This window comes from Olleya sp. KKT75, from assembly GCF_055635485.1.
In genome coordinates this window covers 482,375-500,911 of sequence record NZ_CM145759.1, presented here as the reverse complement: position 1 = coordinate 500,911, position 18,537 = coordinate 482,375, and the positions used below count along the sequence as shown (strand labels likewise).

Below are 18,537 nucleotides of genomic sequence, written 5' to 3'. Positions count from 1 at the left end.
TTAAGAATTATGATTTCTTAACAGTTCTGATTTGTTGTTACTTGTTACCCTTGATTTTGTATTTTTTTAATAAAAAAAGAAAGAATACAGTAATAAATGTAGTTATTAGTGCGGTGTTAATTAAGTTATTATTTGTTTTTATTGCAGAATCATCACCAATTAAAATCAAAGAAGACCAGTAGTAAGGAGAAGCTTCACTTAAACTATGAGTCTCTAAGTAATCTAGTTTGGCTTGTCTTAAAGCGGCGCTTTTTGATTTATCCTTTTTTATGTATTTATAAAAAGATAATGTTATTTCCGCGTTTGATTTATCATTAACATTCCACAATGATGAGATGACACTTTTAGATCCAGATTGTAAAAATCCTCGAGCTAAACTAAAGACACCTTCTCCTTTTTTTATGTCGCCTAAAGATGTTTTACAAGCGTTTAATACAACTAACTCTGCTTGATTCTTAATTTTGTTTATCTCATTTAAACTAATCTTTTTGTCTCTGAAAGCAATCCAAGGTGTTATGGAATCGTTGGCATTAGCATGAGAGGATATGTTTATTATGTTGTAGTCATAGATGTATTTTTTAAAGTTATCTGTTGTAGCTGAATCTTTTTGGAAGTTGTCACCATTTAATTCTTTAGTTATTTGTTCGGATTCGTAAAGGCTATTGTTAAGCGGTTTTAAGTTGTCATAATTAAAAGCATGAGGAGCAAAACTGATTAATGTTTTTTTAGGACTCCTTTTTATTAAATTATTCTTTAAAAGAAAAGAATAGGAATAGGCGTAAGATGTTTCATGCGTTTTAATTAATAATTCATTGTTATGATATAGGGTTTCAAAAGGTATATTTTGAAGGTTGTAATCTGGAATTATTATTAATTTTCTTTTTATATTTAAATTTGTAGGTAATAATGTTTTTGATATCATATTAGCACTTTTTTTTAGTGCAATTAAATCTGCTTTTTGTGATATCGGTTTTGAAATTAAATCTAAGTATATTTTTGTGTTTTTGTTTAAGTCGTTTACATTCAAAAGTTGGTGTAAAATAGCTTCCTTTTTTGTTATGTTTAGTAAATAACCTATCGTATCATTTATTATATAATCTAATACTGCTGTATTGGGCTTTAGGTTATCTTGAACTTGTTTTAATGTTGCTATTTTTTCTTCATTTGAAAAATCTTTTACTTTATAATTAGACATTTTAAGGTCCTTATATATTTCAAAATCTATCTCTCCTTTTGATTTATTGTTATCTATGTGTTCTAAAAGTAATATGGCTTTGTTTTTTTCAATAAAGTATAATGCGGATTCTGGTTTGTTTAAATTAAAACACGTTTTTGTCGCTTCTGAATATAGTAAGGATGCTTTTTCTTGCCAGAAAAGTTTAGATGCACTGGTATTACTTTCATATCTTATTAAGTCTAGTAGATAATCACTGATCTTAAATGTTTCTAACGCTTCATTGTTGCGGTTTAGTTTGTTTAATAAAATCCCTTTTCTAATAAAATTGTTTAATAAGTAAAATTTATGAGTATTTGTGTTTAGTGTGTTTTTATCAATTTTTATTATCGAAGTGCTTTGTTCTTCATTGGTTAAAAGATTAATTGATTTGTTAATGTTTAATAATGAAAGGTCCAGTTGCAGTGTTTGATGGAAGTAGTTTGATATATTAAAATGTATTCTGGATTTATGTAGTTTGTTATTTGTATAAAGTAAACTTTCTTTTAGGTAATTAATGGAGTTACTTTTGTTTGTCTCCATAAAAAGACAACCTATGTTGTTTAAGATTTCTGAGATCCGCGAGGAGTCTTTTATTTTTCTTGCTAATATTAAACTTTTGGTGTAGTTTTTTAAACTAGATTTAAAGTTCTTGTCGGTATTTAAGTACAAGTACTCGCAATATGTGTTTCCTAACTGTTTATAGATATCAATAATCCTTTTTTTTGGTATTCCGTGATTAGGTGATTGAAGTAGTAATTCTGCTTCATCAAATAAGTTTAGAGCTTTTATAAAATTTGATTTATTTTTTACATTTTTTAAATTTATACAAGCATTTATTATGATGCCCGCATGGAGATTGGCATCTATTGTTTTAGATAATTGCATTGCTTTTTCGTAATGAAGCTCTGCGTTAAAATAGTCGCCAAGAACAAAATAAATTTGGCCCATTTTTTTTAAGGAAAGGGCAGAAATTCGAGGATATTTTTGTAATAAAGTTGTCTTATTGTAAAAATATAATGATTGGTAATAGTCTTTTTTTAGATAATTAAAGTACCCTAAATTTTTTAATATTCTACTTCTTATTTCGTCATATTTATTTTGATATAACTGGTTATTCTCTAATGTTTTTAAATTTATAGTAATAGCTTTTTCTAATTTTCCATTTCTTCTAAGCCATTTAGTATACTCATGTAAATCATAGAAATTTATAGTAGTTAAATTAGAAAAGAGGCTATCTAAAGTAGCCTCCTTTTTTTCTTTTGAAATAGTATTTGAGTTAATTTTCTTTAAAAAATAACTAGAGTTTGTTTGTGCAATTAAACTAAAGCTAATAAGAAAGAAAATAATAACTAGTTTATTATGGCTGATCGGTTTCATGTTCGTCATTATTGTATTCAAAATCGTGCACTCCTTCACCAAAACCATCAGGGGTTTCATCTTCTCCGTGATCAATTAAATCATCATTATCTAAACTGTTGTCATCTGCACTGTCGTCTGTCCCATTTGTATTCCCATCGTTCGGTGTCCCGTCAGAGTTGTTTTCATCCGTATCTTCACTAGGAGGTATTCTTTTGCCTGTTGGGTTTACGGCTGCAAGTCTTGCAGACTCTGTTGTGTTAATATCTTCTTCTAATTCGTCCTCTATACTATCTACTGAGCAGTTAAAAAGGCAAATGCTAAAAATTAGGAGTATTAGTTTTATTGCAGAATACTTAGTTTTAGACGCTTTCATTGTGTTTAGTTTTATATGTTAATACTAAAACGTTTCTAAATATATATATTTGTTACCCAAGTTCAATGATTTTATTTGTAAATATAATTTTCAATTCTTTTAGGGTATCATTTTTGATGCTTTAAATTAATCTAATCAACTTTTTTTTAATGGATAATACAAATTACTTTATTAACGGTTTAAAAACCCAAAACGAAAAAGTAATACTAGAGATTTACACTAATTCTTATCCCAACGTGAGGCGTTTTGTACTTCAAAATTCAGGACAAGAACAAGATGCACAAGATGTGTTTCAAAAAGCAATAATCCAAATTATGGCTAGAGTGCAGGTTCAAAACGTAGTTATTAAATCTACTTTTGATGGATTTTTGTTTACCGCTTGTAAAAATTTGTGGCGTAGAGAGTTAAATAAATCAAAACGGATGGTAACATTTGATCAACCTATTGAACTAAAGGATGAAGCTAATGATATGGCACAGTCTGTTTTAGAGCAAGAGCGATGGGAGTTTTTTCAAGAAAAGTTAGAGTTAATTTCCGGGAATTGTAAAGAAATTTTAAAACGTTTTTTTAAAAAAATGCCTTATAAAGATATTGCCAAGGAGTTAGATTATAGTGACGACAATGTGGTTAGACAACGTGTGTTTAAGTGCAAGAATAAATTAACCCAAATGATTAAAGAAGACAATCGTTATAATCAATTAAAGACATTATGATTTTATCTGAAAACCTACTATTACAAGCAGATAAGTACTTGGTCAATAAGTTGACCGAACCCGAATTAGGTGCTTTTTTACTTGAACTGAATAGTAATGCGGAATTGGCAGATTACGTAGCAATTAACAAAGAAATGAGTATTCAGTTTAGTGATACGGACTGGCAATTTATAGAGGATTCGGATGCAAACAATACCAAAGACTTACAGACGTATTTTAAAAGTGATGAGGCAATAGCATTAAAGTCCGCGCTAAATGATGCAGCAAAAAAACATAAAACAATTAGTAAGCCTAATAAGGCAAATAATAGTAGGGTGTTCTCGTTTTTGGCATTAGCAGCATCTGTAATTTTACTTGTTGGTTTATTCTTTTTAAATAGAACTTCTGATATTTATGATAGTTACAATTCTTGGACCGAGTTACCTTCTATGATAGAGCGAGGTGAGGTTAAAAGTGCAATATTAGAAAATGCTGAAATTAAGTTTGTCGCTAAAGATTTTGCTGGAGCTAACAAATTATATACAACGTATTTGACGAAAACTAAATCAAATAATACTAACGTATTTTTATATTTAGGAATTACACAATTAGAATTAAATCAAAACAAGAACGCGTTAGCTACCTTTGATAAGGTAATAGACAGTGATAGTATCGATTTTTCTAAAGGCTATTGGTATAAAGCGTTGGTGTATTTAAAAGTAAAAGATAATTCTAATGCGATAGCGCAATTAAAATTAATAACAAAAGACAACAGTAATTACAAGTATAACGAAGCTCTGAAATTATTGTCGCAGTTGGAGTAGTATTTTTTAAGTCGAAGTCAAATCTGGTATTTCGACTGATATTATATATGATTTTAAAAGCCTTTTCAATTGGAAAGGTTTTTTTTATTTCAAAACTGTATATTGTGACAAATAGTTAGATATGTCAAATAAAACAAAATATTCTTTATTAACAGCGCTGGTTGTAATATTAACTTATGGTGCTAAGGAGTATATTAATGTTCAGGAACAAACGGAAGTTGTAGCACAAGGTAAAACGGTTAAATCAGACACTAACGAATACTTTTTACCAACAAGTACTACTGGACAAATTGTGCATCATGATGGTTATAGTTTAAGTTATAGCGAGCCACATGAGCAAGCAGAGTGGGTAGCTTATGAGCTTAAAAAGTCTCACTTATCAAAAAGTGACTTTAAAAGACCTTATTTTGAAGTAGACAATGCTGTAAAAACAGGTGCCGCACATTGGCGTAATTATAAAAAATCAGGTTATGATCGTGGCCATTTGTGTCCTGCTGGAGATAGAAAATATAGTAAAGCTGCGCATGACGAAACTTTTTTGACTAGTAATATTTCTCCTCAACGACATGATTTTAATGCAGGTGTTTGGAATCGATTAGAACAAAAGACTAGGTATTGGGCTAGTAAGTATGATGGTGTTTTTGTGGTTTCTGGAGGTATTTTAAAAGGAAAAATGAAAACTATTGGAACAGAAAAAGTGGCTGTGCCTAATCAGTTTTATAAAGTATTGATAGATAATAATTCTGGTAAGACTAAAGTTATCGCATTTTTGATGCGTCATCAAGAGTCTGATCAGCCATTATATAAATTTGTAACTTCAGTTGATACTATTGAAAATTTAACCGGAATTGATTTCTTTTCAGAATTAGATGATGCTACGGAGAATAGATTAGAAGCCTCTAGTGATTATAAAGGCTGGAGCTTTTAGATTGAGACTTATGTTGAAATTTTAAGGCAAAAGTTAGAAGCTGAAAAGTAATATTTGGCGAAAATGATTCTTTTACTGTTTAAGTGATTTTTTGTTATTTCTAATCTGTGTTTTCTAAACTAATTTTTTCTTTACTCCGGTCCATCGCAAGTTTCTAATAAATTGACCTTCTTCAATAGATACTAGTTGTTCTGGTTTGTTTTTTACAGCTTTTAAGTAACCAATAATATAATCTTTAAAGTAGCGGAAGCTTTTCTTTTTTAAGCCCATTTTTAAGGCTGTTATGAGTGTAAGTGTAAAACCGTAGCGCATTTTGTACATCGCTTCACCTTGCAGGTATTTTGCACCTTTATTATAGCTTGCGCCTGTAGGTTTTAAATGTTTAACGTGTAATGTCTCATCTAATACAATATCGTAGTTATTGTATTTAGCTAATAACTCATCAATAGTATCCCAACCCATTGCTCTTTTAAGTTGTCCGATAGCTTCAAAACAATCTTTGCGGTAGGCTTTAAGTGCACCTCTAATATGGTCTTTTCCAGTTATAGACTCTAAAACCCAATCATTATTTTTTTGAATATAACAATAACCAGCAACCATCCCAATGGTTTTGCTTTTATTAAAATGAAGCGCTAATGTTTCTAAATAATTTAAAGGAAAAATAAGATCGGCATCAAATTTACAAAGTACATCGTAATTGGTGTTTAAAACCTCATAGCCTTTGTAAAAGGCGTTGATTATTTTAGTTCCTGGTAAATGTTTGTTTGATGACGTAACGTTAACTAAAGTGATGTAGTCATGGTGCTTCTGAAAGTCTTCTACAATACTTCTTGTGTTATCCGTAGAGTTATCATTAACCACCACAATTTGTTTAGGAAGTAACGTTTGGTCTACTAAAGACTGTAGTGTTAATCCAATAGAAGACTCTTCGTTGTGTGCTGGAATAATAATGCTGAAATTCAAAATAGAAAATATTAGAATTTAAAGTTAGATGTATTTAAGCGCGTTCAGCATAAATAATATAATATCTAGGGGTAAACCATCTTAAAATTGGTCTAATTCCTAATTTTTTTGTTGGATTGGTCCATTTTTGTCTGTCTATAATTTTCCATCCCGTTTTTTCTAATAACCAATCTAATTGCCAGTCTTCAAACTCGTGATAATGTCTATCCCATTTATCTGTTTTACTTCTGTAAGCAGAAGAAAACCATAATCTAAGGGGCACGCTTATTACTAATTTGTTTGCTTTTATACTTTGTAAAACAGTGAAAGGATTTAATAGATGTTCAAATATCTCAAAAGCAGTGACTACTGTTGCGTCTGAGTTTTTAATTGCTGATGTGTCAAAATCTAGATCTTCACCTGTCGTATTTTCTACTACAAATGCGTGGTCCTTTAAAATTTTGGTAAACGGGTTTTCTACACCTAAATCTAACACTGTTTCAGATTTAGAAATATGCTTTTCTAAAAATTGATAGGTTAGTTTAAAGCGTTTATGCGGAAAGGTTTGTTCGTACACAAAAATAGATTTTAGTCAGAAATGGATTCAGACTTTTTATTGTTTATAAACTATAGCATTAATATTCATACCTGCCCCAACACTAGCAAAAAGGATAACATCTCCTTTGTTAATTTCTTGGTTTTCTAATTGACCGTTCAAAATCAAATCGTACAAAGTAGGTACTGTTGCAACACTAGAATTACCAAGAGTGTTAATACTCATAGGCATAATTCCTTCGGGCATTTTCATGTTATGCAATTTGTAAAAACGTTTTACAATAGCTTCATCCATTTTTTCGTTAGCTTGATGAATCAAAATCTTTTTAACATCTGTTATAGCGTAACCACTTTTCTCTAAACATGATTTTAAAGCTAATGGCACGTTTGTTAAAGCAAATTCGTAAATCTTACGACCATACATTTTAATGTAACGACGTTTACTATCAGACTCAGGCTTGTTAGTTTCTCCGAAGAAAATATAATGTGCTTCGTCATAAGCAAAAGTTGCAGATTCGTGCGCTAAAATACCACCTTCTTCAGTAGTCTCTTCAACTATAACAGCACCAGCACCATCACTATAAATCATAGAGTCACGGTCATGTGCATCTATCACTCTAGATAAGGTTTCGCTACCAATAACCAAACAGCGTTTAGCGATACCTGCTTTAATAAAAGCATTAGCTTGTATAACGCCCTCTATCCAGCCTGGACAACCAAAAAGCAAATCGTATCCAACGCATTTAGGGTTTTTAATTTTTAAAAGGTGTTTTACACGCGAGGCTAAACTAGGGACAGTATCACTTTGTTCCGAGTCTATTTTTACATCACCATAATTATGTGCTACGATAATATAATCTAAAGTTTCTTTATCGATTTTTGCATTTGCAATAGACTTTTCGGCTGCAAAAAACGCAATGTCAGAGTTTGATAATTCAGGTTTAGCATAGCGCCTTTCCTCAATACCTGTTATCGCTTTAAATTTTTCTACGATAACTTCATTTGGGCTATTTATTTTAGAACCATCTGCATTTAAAAATTCGTGATTGTAAAAATCTTCATTTTTTTCTATCGTACTCGGGATGAAGCTTCCTGTGCCTGTAATCTTAATATTCATATAAAAAGAAATTGCCTTTAATTATTTAACTACAAAGATAAGCAGTAAATATTAAAGGCAATTTTAAATGATTATTTTTTTACGATGTTCAACGCTTAATTTGCCTCTACATATGCTTCAATAGGTGCACAAGTACAAAATAAGTTACGGTCTCCGTAAGCATCGTCAACACGACGTACAGAAGGCCAGAATTTGTTGTCTATCACGTAGTCCAATGGGTATGCAGCCTTTTCTCTAGAGTAAGGTAGTAACCATTCGTCACTTGTTAACATCGCTAATGTGTGTGGCGCATTTTTTAACGGATTATTATCGTCATCCTTTGATGCAGCATCAATTTCTTTTCTAATAGAAATCATAGCATCACAAAAACGATCCATTTCTGCTTTGCTTTCGCTTTCCGTTGGCTCAATCATCATCGTTCCTGCAACCGGAAAAGACACTGTTGGTGCATGAAAACCATAATCCATTAGTCGTTTTGCAATATCTACAACTTCGATACCATTTTCTTTAAACGGACGACAGTCGATAATCATTTCGTGGGCTGCACGACCTTGCTCTCCAGAATACAACGTTTCATAAGCACCTTGTAACCTGTGCTTGATGTAATTTGCATTTAAAATGGCAATTTCAGTTGATTTTTTTAAACCTTCTGTAGCTAACATTTTAATGTAACCATAAGATATTAGACAGACTAAAGCTGATCCAAAAGGTGCAGCAGAAATAGCAGTAATAGCTTGATCTCCTCCTGTTTTGATTACTGGGTTACTTGGTAAAAATGGCACTAGTTGTTTAGCAACACATATTGGTCCAACACCAGGTCCACCACCACCGTGAGGTATAGCAAATGTTTTGTGTAAGTTTAAGTGGCAAACATCTGCACCAATATTACCTGGGTTAGTTAAGCCTACTTGTGCATTCATGTTGGCACCGTCCATGTAGACTTGACCACCATTATCGTGTATTATTTGTGTTATATTTTTAATTCCTGACTCATAAACACCATGTGTTGACGGGTAGGTTACCATTAAGGCAGCTAAATTATCTTTATGTAATTCTGCTTTTTCACGTAAATCGTCAATATCGATATTACCGTTTTCATCTGCTTTAGTAACAACCACTTTCATCCCGGCCATTACTGCACTTGCAGGATTGGTTCCGTGAGCAGAACTTGGTATTAAACAGATGTTTCTGTGATGATCCTCTCTAGATTCGTGATACGCTCTAATAACCATTAATCCAGCATACTCACCTTGAGCACCAGAGTTTGGTTGTAAAGAGGTTCCTGCAAAACCTGTGATTTCCGTTAGTTGGTCTTCTAATGCTTTTAACATTTGTTGGTAACCTTCGGCTTGATCTATTGGCACAAATGGGTGAATACTTCCCCAGTTTGGATTACTTAAAGGTAGCATTTCTGAGGCTGCATTAAGCTTCATTGTACAAGATCCAAGTGCAATCATAGAGTGATTTAATGCTAAATCTTTACGCTCTAATCCTTTGACGTAACGCATTAATTCTGTTTCAGAATGGTGCGTATTAAAAACGTCTAAAGTTAAAAATGACGTTTGACGTTGTATTGAATTTTGAATATTGTTTGCGTCAGTAAAACCATCTATTGTTACTGCCGGCTTTGTTTCCGCTTCAGCGAAAATTGAAATAATCTCGTTTAAATCGTTTACAGAAGTTGTTTCGTTTAGAGAAACCGTTACTGTAGTATCATTAGGGTAATAAAAATTAACCTCACGTTGTTCTGCAATTTTTTTTACTGCAGACGCATTAGCTTTAAGCTGGATGGTATCAAAAAAGGCAGTGTTTACTTGCTCGATTCCCATTTTAGTTAAGGCGTCGGCTAAAGTAGAGGCTGCATTATGTACTTTATTAGCTATAAACGTCAAACCTTTTGGTCCATGATACACGGCGTACATACCAGCCATAACTGCTAATAGTACTTGTGCAGTACAGATGTTAGAGGTTGCTTTGTCACGTTTAATGTGCTGCTCTCTAGTTTGTAAAGCCATACGTAAAGCTCTGTTGCCATTAGCGTCTTTTGTAACACCAATAATACGACCAGGTATATCACGTTTGTAAGCTTCTTTAGTAGCGAAATAAGCGGCGTGTGGACCTCCGTAACCCATTGGGATACCAAAGCGTTGTGTAGTACCAACTACCACATCTGCACCAAATTTACCTGGCGCTTCTAATTTTACTAAACTTAAAATGTCTGCAGCTACTGCTACTTTTATGTTATTAACATTTGCCTTTTCTATAAAAGTTTTGATATCTGTAATTTGACCATCTTTTCCTGGGTATTGTAAAATAGCTCCAAAAAAGTCTGACGAAAAATCAAATGTTGCTTCTGTACCAATAACTAGCTCAATTCCAATTGGAGTTGCTCTGGTTTGCAATAATGAAAGTGTTTGCGGTAAAATAGCATCACTTACAAAAAACTTGCAAATCCCTGCTTTTTTCTGGTCACGTGCTCTAACCGAGAATAACAAACTCATAGCTTCTGCAGCAGCAGTACTTTCGTCTAATAAAGAGGCGTTTGCTAATTCCATTCCTGTTAAATCAGTAATCATGGTTTGGAAGTTAAGCAATGCTTCTAAACGCCCTTGCGCAATTTCTGCTTGATAAGGTGTGTAAGCTGTGTACCAACCCGGGTTTTCTAAAACGTTACGTTGTATAACAGCCGGAAGGATTGTAGGATGGTACCCTAATCCAATGTAGGTTTTATAAGTTTTGTTAAGTTTTGACAGGGTGTTAATATGATTTGAGTATTCATATTCTGTCATTGCTTCGTCTAATTGTAATTCTTTTTTAAGACGAATTGGTGCAGGAACGGTTTCAGAAATTAGTTGTTCTATAGAATCTGCATTAACTGTTTGAAGCATTAGTTTTTGATCATTTTCTCTAGGACCAATGTGACGTAATGCGAAAGCGTTTGTATTCATTTGTGTTGTGTTGTTAATGTCCTATTTTGGAGGACTGACAATAAATTTTAGTTGCTTTTTTAATGATTGCAAAATTAACAAAAACTAATAGAAAGTTTTGTTAAAAATTGAAAGTTTTCAACTATTAGGCTGCTTTATTAACAGATTAATTATTTTTGCCTAATGAAGGTGTTAAAACAACTTTTAGATTTTTACATAAATAGCAGCGTGCATGTTGCCTTAGCAGTGTATGCACTAAGTTGGGTAACTCTAAAAAAGTTTGATATAAATTATGATAGCAGTGTGTTGTGGTTTAATTTTTATGCCACAATAACGGGTTATAATTTTGTAAAATATTTTGGGATCGCCAAGTGGCATCATAGAAGCTTGGCTAGTTGGTTGCGCGTCACACAAGTGTTTTCTTTGGGTTGCTTTATTTTAATGTGCTATTATGCATTACAATTAGCGGAAGAGTCGTTGGTTTTGATTGCTATATTTGGAGGTGTTACTTTTTTATACGCCATTCCTTTTTTACCAAAAAAATGGTATTTAGATGCCCAACAAAACCTGAGAGATATTAGTGGGTTAAAAGTATATATTATTGCTTTGGTGTGGAGTGGGGTAACCGTTATTTTGCCACTAGTAAATAATGAAGTGGGCTTTAGTGAGGACGTGATTGTGTCCGTTTTACAAGTTTTTATATTTGTAATTGCTTTAATGTTGCCTTTTGAAATTATAGACTTACGTTATGACAGTCTAAAATTGGCGACAATACCTCAGAAAATAGGAGTGAAGCGCACAAAACTACTAGGTCTTGTTTTGTTACTTATATTTTATTTATCAGAATTTTTTAAAGATACCATTCAAACAGACTATTTAATAACACAATTAATAGTCTGTTTAGTGTTAGGTATATTTATACTATTTGCTAACCAAAACAGGACAAAATATTATACGTCCTTTTGGTTGGAAGCCTTGCCTGTCTTTTGGCTAGTGTTGATGCTTATTTAACTCTTTTTCAAAAGACGACTTTATGGTGTCTTTTTCTCTAGAAGATAAATTATTTGCTTTTACTTTATTAACTAGTGCAGTAAGTTTATCGTTTGTTTTTGAGTGTTGCCTGCATACAGCACACATTAAACTATGAAATTTAAATTTTATTTTTTCAACGAATGACGCTTCATCGTATTGTGCTTTGTCACAGATGTGACCGGATTCCTCGCAAGAAATCATAAATTTATTCATCATTTTTAAAACCAATTATTTTGTAGGCAACTTGCCATAGATACTCGGGCTCTGTGTATTATTACCCACAGATTAGACGCAGTAATTTCTAATTCATTACAAATAGTTTCCGTTTCGTAATTTAAAATTGTTTTCATTTCAAATATCTGAGCTTGCTTTTTTGGCAATTTTGATAAACAATTATCAATTGCATCGGCTAGTTCGGTATTTTCAATGTTGTCTTCTGCTGTTTTATCGTAAGGATCAGCAACGCGTTCCTCTAGCCAATCGCCTTCGGTTTCGCTGTCACTATTATAGGACATTCTAACTTCTGCTTTTCCTTTGTTAGAATTGATTTTACGATAATGGTCAATGACTTTTCTTTTTAAAATTGAAACTAACCATGTACGTTCGCTAGCTTCGCCTTTAAAATTTTTCATACTTTTTAGACCAGCTAAAAATGTTTCAGAGACTAAATCTTGCGCGATAGCTCTATCATTTACACGCGTAATGGTGTAATTAAACAGGTAATCGCTGTATAAATCAATCCATTTATTGGGATCTATTTTGTGATTAGGCATATAAATAATTTTTCTTTTTCAGGCTAAAAATAGTAAAATTAGAACAAACCTTAAGTTTTATTTTTTTAATACGTTTTCTAATGCTGTTTTTATGTTTTCAAACTTAAAAATAAACCCATGTTGTAGTAATTTTTCAGGTAAGACATTTCTGCTTTTTGTAACCAATTCTGTTTCTGTGCCTATAAAGAATGCTCCAAGTTTTAAAAGCCATAAAGGATGAGATATTCCAAACGGAACTTTTAATACATGTCTTAAACTTTGCATTAGTGTTTTATTATCTGTGGGTTGAGGTACACAAAGATTAAATACACCTTCTAATTTTTGTTCCATTAAAAACTGAATGGCACTAGTAAAATCATCTTCATGTATCCAACTTACTTTTTGTTGTCCTGAGGCTTGTTTACCGCCTAGTCCAAAACGTGTTAATTGTTTTAAAGGGATTATTGCACCACCATTTTTACCCAATACAATAGAGGTGCGTAAGATTACTTTTTTTGTTTTTGGGGTTGTTATTGCATTAAAAGTTTGTTCCCAGGATTTAGCGATGTTCATAGAAAAATCATCGCCTATTATTCCGTTTTGCTCGGTATTTGGAGTGTCTAAAGATCCTTTATATATTGTTGCAGTGGAAGAGTTAAACCAATACTTAGGTGGATTGTCACACAGGTTGACAGCTAAGCCAAGTAAATTGGTGGTGTCAATTCTGGAATTGTAAATTGCTTTTTTGTTTTTATCTGTATATCTACAGTCCACAGATTTTCCTGATAGATTTATTAATGCGTCTGCATTTTCTAAATGTTTAGTCCAGTCTCCAAGGTCTTTTCCATCCCAAAATATGTCGTTCTTAGATTTTGGTTGTCTGCTTAGAATCAAAACAGTATAATTTTGTTTTGTAAAATGAGTTTTTAAGACTTGCCCTAAAAATCCCGTACCGCCTGCTATGATTATTTTTTTCATTTTTAATTTATTTAGTACAAGTTATAATGTAATACCCAAAACTTTTCATGTGTAGTCCAGATAATAGTGCATAAAAAGACCCTTGCAAGTTATGCAGACTTTCTTTTTTAAAACCTTTAAGGGTTATTATATTTTTCATGAAGAACCCCATAATTGTAAATGGAACATGCAATACAGAAGGAGCTACTCTAAGCGAAGCGTCTTCTATTTTGATATTTGTAAAGCCAACAGATTGAAGCTTTTTAACCATGTTATTTTTGGTTTCTAACTTTTCTAAACTCCAATGACTACACAGTTTGTGATACGCGTATTTACCACCGTAACATAATTCTGTTTCTTCTTTTTTCAAGAAAGCATCAGCAATAACTAATTTGCCATCTGGCTTTAAGATCCGGTAAGCTTCTTTTAGTGCTGTTTTGCTATGACCAGAATGACAAAAACTTTCTATGGCTAAAGCCGAATTAAAACTGTTAGATTTAAACGAGGTGTTATTGTAGTTTTCTTTTAGGATTGTTCCTTTTAAGCCTTTTAGTAATTGGTTTCCTTTTTTTACTTGAAAATCGGATAATGTAACACCAAATGCAGTCAGGTTTTTATGTTTTTTAATAGCATATCGCATGGAGCCACCCATACCGCAACCTAAATCAATTAGAGTTGCTTTTTTGTTTGTGTAATTAAAGCGACTAATCACTTGATTTGTCATTTGGTTTAACATTGCGTCTCTTTTAAAAGGGTTTGTTTTAAAAGGAATGTAGTATCCAAAATGCATATTAAAATCTTTACTCCAAAACTCATAATCTTCTGTTGCTTCGTTATAGAAGTCAACCATTTCTATTCTGTTTTGTTCTGACTGTTCAACTTGCGCTGTGAGTATCGTTTTCATAAGTCCTGCGTTTTAATTAATTACAAATATTTAAAATGAATAACCAAGTATATATAATTGCGAATGTCACAAATAGGGTATTCATAAAGTAACTTCCAATTTTAAAGATTGTTTTTTTCGGAATGTCATACATTGGATAATAAGCTATTTGCGTAGCTACTTTACCAACCCAATAGGCAGCGATTAGTCCTGTTAATGCGATTGCTAAGTGTGTTCCGTTTTTTAAATCTGTAGGTATTAGAATTGCTATTAATCCAAAAGAGAAATTTAAACCTTGGATATAACGCCCATAAGTTTTAGCAATTTCTTGATTTAACGGTTTTAGTTGTTTAACATCATTATACCAATCAAAAACGTTATGACGGATATAGGGGTAGATTAGGGCAGTGAATATTTGGCCACAGCCTCCTAAAATTATTAACCAATTTGGAATTTGAATTGTCATGATTTTGAGATATTATAAGTTATATATAAATGGAAACAAGCTAGGAATAAGGACACTATTGCCCATATAAATAAAACACCTAATTCTTCACCTTTTAATTGTTTAAAAAATATGATCAGAAACACTGTTAGCACTGCGTAGCTAGTAAAAAGTATTTGGTTTGTTTTAGTTAGCGTTTTAAATCTGTTAATTATAATTAGGCTTATTACTATTTGTATAGTCCCTAAAATAGGTAATGCTATTATTCCGCCCCAAAAGGTTAAGCTAAGTAATATAGTTATTAAGACTGACCAATAATTGACTTGATATATGTTTTTCATAATCTTGAAATTAACCTTAGGACTCTTTTGAGATTTGGTAATTAACAAACACCAAGTACAGTCCAATACACATAGGGATTATTAATAGAAAAATAGCGTTGTAATCTTTTAGAGTTAACAGGTTTGCAAATACGACATAAGAGATAAGCCAAATTGCAATTTGTATCCAATAGTAACTTAGTAGTTTTTTGTTTGCTTTGGAGTATTGGTATGATTTAGTTTGTAGATATATTGCTATAATTAGTTGTATTATTCCTAGCACTAATTGTGCAAGTGCACCGTATACTATTTCTATTAAGAATAGTAAAATGACAAATAAATAAGTGATTAGATTAAAAGATAGTAAATTTCTCATAGTTATAGTTTTTATTAAACTTTCAGAAATTACTGAAAGTTTAATGTAAATTTTTTTATTTGAATAGTTTAAGTAAAGATTTAGTAATCCAGTTTTGTTTTTGATTTACCAATTTATTTATCATCACGTCCATAGTTTCGGTTAACTCGTGAAGTGCTTTGGTTTGTTTAATTAATTCTTGAGTTTTGGCTGTACCATCATCTGCAATACTAGACACATCGCTTAGTACTTTTACTACAGGTTTTATTTCTCTTCTGCTACGTTCTACCGCAATAATTCTTGCTAATTCTTGCACGTCTTTTTCAGTAGTAAAAAACTCTTTACGCTCTCCAGCAACTAATGTTTTGGTAACAATACCCCAATCCATTAATTGTCTTAGATTCATACTTGTATTACCTCTAGAGATTTTTAAATCCTCCATGATCTCCTCCATAGATAATGGTTTAGTGGATATAAAAAGAAGCGCTTGTATTTGTGCCATAGCTTTGTTTATTCCCCATAAAGAACCTAAACTTCCCCAAGTACTAATAAATTTATCTTTTGCTTCTTGATATTCCATGTTACAAATATATAACTTATTTTTAAACTTTCAGTAATTATTGAAAGTTTAATTAGTTTAATTAAAAAAGCCACTCTTAACTTAATTAAGAATGGCTTGATTTGTTTAGTTTAAATATGGATTATTTAATCAGTCCAGCACGTTTTAATAACGCTTCAGGTTTTGGTTCTTGACCTCTAAAACGTTTGTATAATATCATTGGGTTTTCTGTACCGCCTTGAGACAACACGTTGTCCTTGAATTTTTTTGCTACGTCTTTATTAAAAATACCTTCTTCTTTAAAATAGTCAAATGCGTCAGCATCTAAAACTTCCGCCCATTTATAGCTATAATACCCAGAAGAGTATCCGCCTTGAAAGATGTGTGCAAAAGCAGTGCTCATACAATTTTCTTTTACGTCAGGATATAAGTTAGTGTCTTTAAACGTTTTGTATTCGTGTGTTTTTACATCTGTAATATCAGATGGATTTATACCATGCCAGCTCATGTCTAAAAGACCAAAGCTTAACTGTCTTAAGGTTTGCATCCCTTCTTGGAACGTCGCGCTCTCTTTAATTTTTGCAACTAAATCCATAGGGATCACTTCTCCAGTTTCATAGTGTTTTGCAAATAACTCCAAAGCTTCTTTTTCATAACACCAGTTTTCTAACACTTGACTTGGTAGCTCTACAAAATCCCAAAATACACTTGTTCCAGATAAGCTTGGGTAAGTAGTATTTGCAAGCATACCATGTAATCCATGACCAAACTCATGAAACAAAGTAGTTACTTCATTAAACGTTAATAAGGATGGTTTGCTTTTAGTTGGTTTTGTAAAGTTACAGACATTAGAGATGTGTGGTCTTTCATTAATACCATCTTTAATAAATTGAGGCTTGTAAGAAGTCATCCATGCACCATTTCGTTTTCCTGCTCTAGGGAAAAAATCAGCGTAGAATATTGAGACTAAATCATTGTTCTCATCTAGAACTTCATAGGTCATAACATCTTCATGATACTTATCTATGGTGTCAATTTTTTTGAATTGAAGTCCAAATAATTTGGTAGCCACTTGGAAAGCACCATCAATAACATTCTCTAATTTAAAGTAAGGCTTAAGTTGCTCGTCATCTAAATTAAATAGTTTTTGTTTTAATTTTTCAGAGTAGTAAGCTGAATCCCATTTTTCTAATTGATCAATATTATCAAGTTCTTTTGCGAAATTTTCTAATTCGGCAAACTCACGTTCAGCAGCTGGCTTAGCTTTTACTAATAAGTCCTGTAAAAATGAGTTTACTTTTTCTGGCGTTTCTGCCATGCGCTCTTCTAATACAAAGTGCGAATGCGTTTTATACCCAAGAAGATTAGCACGTTCAAAACGTAATCTTGCAATATCTAATACATTACTTTGGTTATCCAAAGCATCATTTTTAAAACCTTTAGCTCCTGAAGCTTTTGCTAATTTTTCGCGTAGATCTCTACGGTCAGCATACGTCATAAAAGGTATGTAGCTTGGGTAGTCTAATGTTATTAGCCAACCGTCTTTGTCTTTGCTTTCTGCTAGTTGCTTAGCAGCTTCTTTTGCGCCTTCAGGTAAACCAGAGACTTCCTCTTCTTTGGTTAGTAGCATTTCAAAAGCATTAGTCTCTGCTAATAAGTTCTCTCCAAACTTTAATTTAAGACTAGCTAACTGTTTGTCAATAGCTCTTAATTTTAGTTTTTTGTCTTCAGATAAGTTTGCACCGTTTCTGGAAAAGCTTTTGTATTTTTTATCTAATAATGTATTTTGTTCTGTTGTTAAATCTAAACTGTCTTTAGAGTCAAAAACCGTTTTAACTTTTGTAAACAACGCTTGATTTAATGTAATGTCATTTCCAAACTCTGTTAGAATAGGAGAGATGTCTTGTGCTATCTTCTGAATCTCGTCATTAGTTTCAGCTGAGTTTAGATTGAAGAATATACTAGTAACACGTTCTAGTTGTTGTCCAGAAAACTCTAACGCTTCAATGGTGTTTTCAAACGTTGGGACAGCTGTATTATTTACTATGGCGTCAATATCTTTTTTAGCCTCTTCAATAAGTTTTAAAATGGCTGGTTTATAGTCTTTATTTTTTATAGATTCAAAAGGAGCCGTGTTGTATTTAGTATCGAAAGTATTTAGTAGTATATTCATTATAATGGTGAAATAAAATATTTGATGTTAAAATTACTGTTTTAATTGCGTTTTAATTATATAAATGTCTATTTTTGCCTTGATTTTTTCCCGTGAGCTGGTTACTCACTTAAAAATTATTGATTAAT

18 protein-coding genes are annotated in these 18,537 nt (G+C 32.1%); 4 read left to right on the top strand and 14 right to left on the bottom strand.

Annotation, left to right across the window (positions count from 1 at the left end; translation table 11 throughout):
* Positions 1 to 37 precede the first annotated feature (37 nt).
* Both ACZ2G2_RS02200 and ACZ2G2_RS02195 read right to left on the bottom strand, forming a co-directional pair.
* On the bottom strand, positions 38 to 2,593 hold the full coding sequence (locus tag ACZ2G2_RS02200) for a CHAT domain-containing protein (RefSeq protein WP_470393764.1): 2,556 nt from the start codon (positions 2,591 to 2,593) through the stop codon (positions 38 to 40).
* A complete protein-coding gene (locus tag ACZ2G2_RS02195) occupies positions 2,574 to 2,948 on the bottom strand; it encodes a hypothetical protein (protein WP_470393763.1) in 375 nt (124 codons plus the stop codon). The genes ACZ2G2_RS02200 and ACZ2G2_RS02195 overlap by 20 nt, the downstream gene beginning before the upstream one ends.
* Before the next feature lie 149 nt (positions 2,949 to 3,097).
* On the opposite strand from ACZ2G2_RS02195, the gene ACZ2G2_RS02190 reads away from it, so the two are divergent.
* The 3 genes from ACZ2G2_RS02190 to ACZ2G2_RS02180 all read left to right on the top strand — a co-directional run bounded on the left by ACZ2G2_RS02190 (position 3,098) and on the right by ACZ2G2_RS02180 (position 5,392).
* Positions 3,098 to 3,661 (top strand): RNA polymerase sigma factor, encoded by a 564-nt coding sequence (locus ACZ2G2_RS02190; RefSeq protein ID WP_470393762.1) that lies wholly within the window; start codon positions 3,098 to 3,100, stop codon positions 3,659 to 3,661.
* Positions 3,658 to 4,464: a tetratricopeptide repeat protein gene (locus tag ACZ2G2_RS02185; protein WP_470393761.1), complete on the top strand. Its 807-nt coding sequence runs from the start codon at positions 3,658 to 3,660 to the stop codon at positions 4,462 to 4,464. Before ACZ2G2_RS02190 ends, ACZ2G2_RS02185 begins: the two co-directional genes overlap by 4 nt.
* A 121-nt stretch (positions 4,465 to 4,585) precedes the next feature.
* Positions 4,586 to 5,392 carry a DNA/RNA non-specific endonuclease gene (locus ACZ2G2_RS02180; protein WP_470393760.1) on the top strand — a complete coding sequence of 269 codons (807 nt, stop codon included), beginning with the start codon at positions 4,586 to 4,588 and terminating at the stop codon, positions 5,390 to 5,392.
* Positions 5,393 to 5,506: 114 nt separating this feature from the next.
* On the opposite strand, the gene ACZ2G2_RS02175 is transcribed toward ACZ2G2_RS02180, so the two are convergent.
* From ACZ2G2_RS02175 to gcvP, 4 genes are all read right to left on the bottom strand, one after another.
* On the bottom strand, positions 5,507 to 6,355 hold the full coding sequence (locus tag ACZ2G2_RS02175) for a glycosyltransferase family 2 protein (protein WP_470393759.1): 849 nt from the start codon (positions 6,353 to 6,355) through the stop codon (positions 5,507 to 5,509).
* Positions 6,356 to 6,389: 34 nt separating this feature from the next.
* Positions 6,390 to 6,911 (bottom strand): class I SAM-dependent methyltransferase, encoded by a 522-nt coding sequence (locus ACZ2G2_RS02170; protein WP_470393758.1) that lies wholly within the window; start codon positions 6,909 to 6,911, stop codon positions 6,390 to 6,392.
* Positions 6,912 to 6,947: 36 nt separating this feature from the next.
* Complete coding sequence (locus ACZ2G2_RS02165) at positions 6,948 to 8,006, bottom strand: 3-oxoacyl-ACP synthase III family protein (RefSeq protein ID WP_470393757.1); 1,059 nt, start codon at positions 8,004 to 8,006, stop codon at positions 6,948 to 6,950.
* Positions 8,007 to 8,101: 95 nt separating this feature from the next.
* Positions 8,102 to 10,954 (bottom strand): aminomethyl-transferring glycine dehydrogenase, encoded by a 2,853-nt coding sequence (gcvP, locus tag ACZ2G2_RS02160; protein WP_470393756.1) that lies wholly within the window; start codon positions 10,952 to 10,954, stop codon positions 8,102 to 8,104.
* 162 nt (positions 10,955 to 11,116) lie between these two features.
* Here gcvP and ACZ2G2_RS02155 point away from each other — a divergent pair, with 162 nt between their 5' ends.
* On the top strand, positions 11,117 to 11,944 hold the full coding sequence (locus tag ACZ2G2_RS02155; RefSeq protein WP_090837474.1) for a UbiA prenyltransferase family protein: 828 nt from the start codon (positions 11,117 to 11,119) through the stop codon (positions 11,942 to 11,944).
* Here ACZ2G2_RS02155 and ACZ2G2_RS02150 read toward each other — a convergent pair.
* From ACZ2G2_RS02150 to ACZ2G2_RS02115, 8 genes are all read right to left on the bottom strand, one after another.
* A complete protein-coding gene (locus tag ACZ2G2_RS02150) occupies positions 11,924 to 12,181 on the bottom strand; it encodes a glycine dehydrogenase (protein ID WP_245741085.1) in 258 nt (85 codons plus the stop codon). The genes ACZ2G2_RS02155 and ACZ2G2_RS02150 overlap by 21 nt on opposite strands.
* Positions 12,182 to 12,183: 2 nt before the next feature.
* Positions 12,184 to 12,738, bottom strand: a complete 555-nt coding sequence (locus tag ACZ2G2_RS02145) for a sigma-70 family RNA polymerase sigma factor (protein WP_090837472.1) — start codon at positions 12,736 to 12,738, stop codon at positions 12,184 to 12,186.
* A 57-nt stretch (positions 12,739 to 12,795) separates the two neighbouring features.
* On the bottom strand, positions 12,796 to 13,695 hold the full coding sequence (locus tag ACZ2G2_RS02140; protein WP_470393755.1) for a TIGR01777 family oxidoreductase: 900 nt from the start codon (positions 13,693 to 13,695) through the stop codon (positions 12,796 to 12,798).
* Between the two features lie 7 nt (positions 13,696 to 13,702).
* The gene (locus tag ACZ2G2_RS02135; RefSeq protein ID WP_470393754.1) at positions 13,703 to 14,578 is read right to left on the bottom strand and encodes a methyltransferase domain-containing protein; all 876 of its coding nucleotides are present in this window, start codon (positions 14,576 to 14,578) and stop codon (positions 13,703 to 13,705) included.
* Between the two features lie 16 nt (positions 14,579 to 14,594).
* Positions 14,595 to 15,023, bottom strand: coding sequence for a hypothetical protein (locus tag ACZ2G2_RS02130; RefSeq protein WP_090837468.1), 429 nt, complete (start codon positions 15,021 to 15,023; stop codon positions 14,595 to 14,597).
* Positions 15,024 to 15,359: 336 nt separating this feature from the next.
* The gene (locus ACZ2G2_RS02125) at positions 15,360 to 15,698 is read right to left on the bottom strand and encodes a hypothetical protein (protein ID WP_281846974.1); all 339 of its coding nucleotides are present in this window, start codon (positions 15,696 to 15,698) and stop codon (positions 15,360 to 15,362) included.
* A gap of 55 nt (positions 15,699 to 15,753) precedes the next feature.
* Positions 15,754 to 16,257 (bottom strand): GbsR/MarR family transcriptional regulator, encoded by a 504-nt coding sequence (locus ACZ2G2_RS02120; protein WP_281846975.1) that lies wholly within the window; start codon positions 16,255 to 16,257, stop codon positions 15,754 to 15,756.
* Positions 16,258 to 16,378: 121 nt separating this feature from the next.
* On the bottom strand, positions 16,379 to 18,409 hold the full coding sequence (locus tag ACZ2G2_RS02115; protein WP_470393753.1) for a M3 family metallopeptidase: 2,031 nt from the start codon (positions 18,407 to 18,409) through the stop codon (positions 16,379 to 16,381).
* Between the last annotated feature and the right edge of the window lie 128 nt (positions 18,410 to 18,537).

Coding starts and splice junctions, on each gene's coding strand:
- ACZ2G2_RS02200 (WP_470393764.1), bottom strand. CDS start 2,593: ATGAAACCGATCAGCCATAATAAACTAGTTATTATTTTCTTTCTTATT.
- ACZ2G2_RS02195 (WP_470393763.1), bottom strand. CDS start 2,948: ATGAAAGCGTCTAAAACTAAGTATTCTGCAATAAAACTAATACTCCTA.
- ACZ2G2_RS02190 (WP_470393762.1), top strand. CDS start 3,098: ATGGATAATACAAATTACTTTATTAACGGTTTAAAAACCCAAAACGAA.
- ACZ2G2_RS02185 (WP_470393761.1), top strand. CDS start 3,658: ATGATTTTATCTGAAAACCTACTATTACAAGCAGATAAGTACTTGGTC.
- ACZ2G2_RS02180 (WP_470393760.1), top strand. CDS start 4,586: ATGTCAAATAAAACAAAATATTCTTTATTAACAGCGCTGGTTGTAATA.
- ACZ2G2_RS02165 (WP_470393757.1), bottom strand. CDS start 8,006: ATGAATATTAAGATTACAGGCACAGGAAGCTTCATCCCGAGTACGATA.
- gcvP (WP_470393756.1), bottom strand. CDS start 10,954: ATGAATACAAACGCTTTCGCATTACGTCACATTGGTCCTAGAGAAAAT.
- ACZ2G2_RS02155 (WP_090837474.1), top strand. CDS start 11,117: ATGAAGGTGTTAAAACAACTTTTAGATTTTTACATAAATAGCAGCGTG.
- ACZ2G2_RS02150 (WP_245741085.1), bottom strand. CDS start 12,181: ATGATGAATAAATTTATGATTTCTTGCGAGGAATCCGGTCACATCTGT.
- ACZ2G2_RS02145 (WP_090837472.1), bottom strand. CDS start 12,738: ATGCCTAATCACAAAATAGATCCCAATAAATGGATTGATTTATACAGC.
- ACZ2G2_RS02140 (WP_470393755.1), bottom strand. CDS start 13,695: ATGAAAAAAATAATCATAGCAGGCGGTACGGGATTTTTAGGGCAAGTC.
- ACZ2G2_RS02135 (WP_470393754.1), bottom strand. CDS start 14,578: ATGAAAACGATACTCACAGCGCAAGTTGAACAGTCAGAACAAAACAGA.
- ACZ2G2_RS02130 (WP_090837468.1), bottom strand. CDS start 15,023: ATGACAATTCAAATTCCAAATTGGTTAATAATTTTAGGAGGCTGTGGC.
- ACZ2G2_RS02125 (WP_281846974.1), bottom strand. CDS start 15,698: ATGAGAAATTTACTATCTTTTAATCTAATCACTTATTTATTTGTCATT.
- ACZ2G2_RS02120 (WP_281846975.1), bottom strand. CDS start 16,257: ATGGAATATCAAGAAGCAAAAGATAAATTTATTAGTACTTGGGGAAGT.
- ACZ2G2_RS02115 (WP_470393753.1), bottom strand. CDS start 18,409: ATGAATATACTACTAAATACTTTCGATACTAAATACAACACGGCTCCT.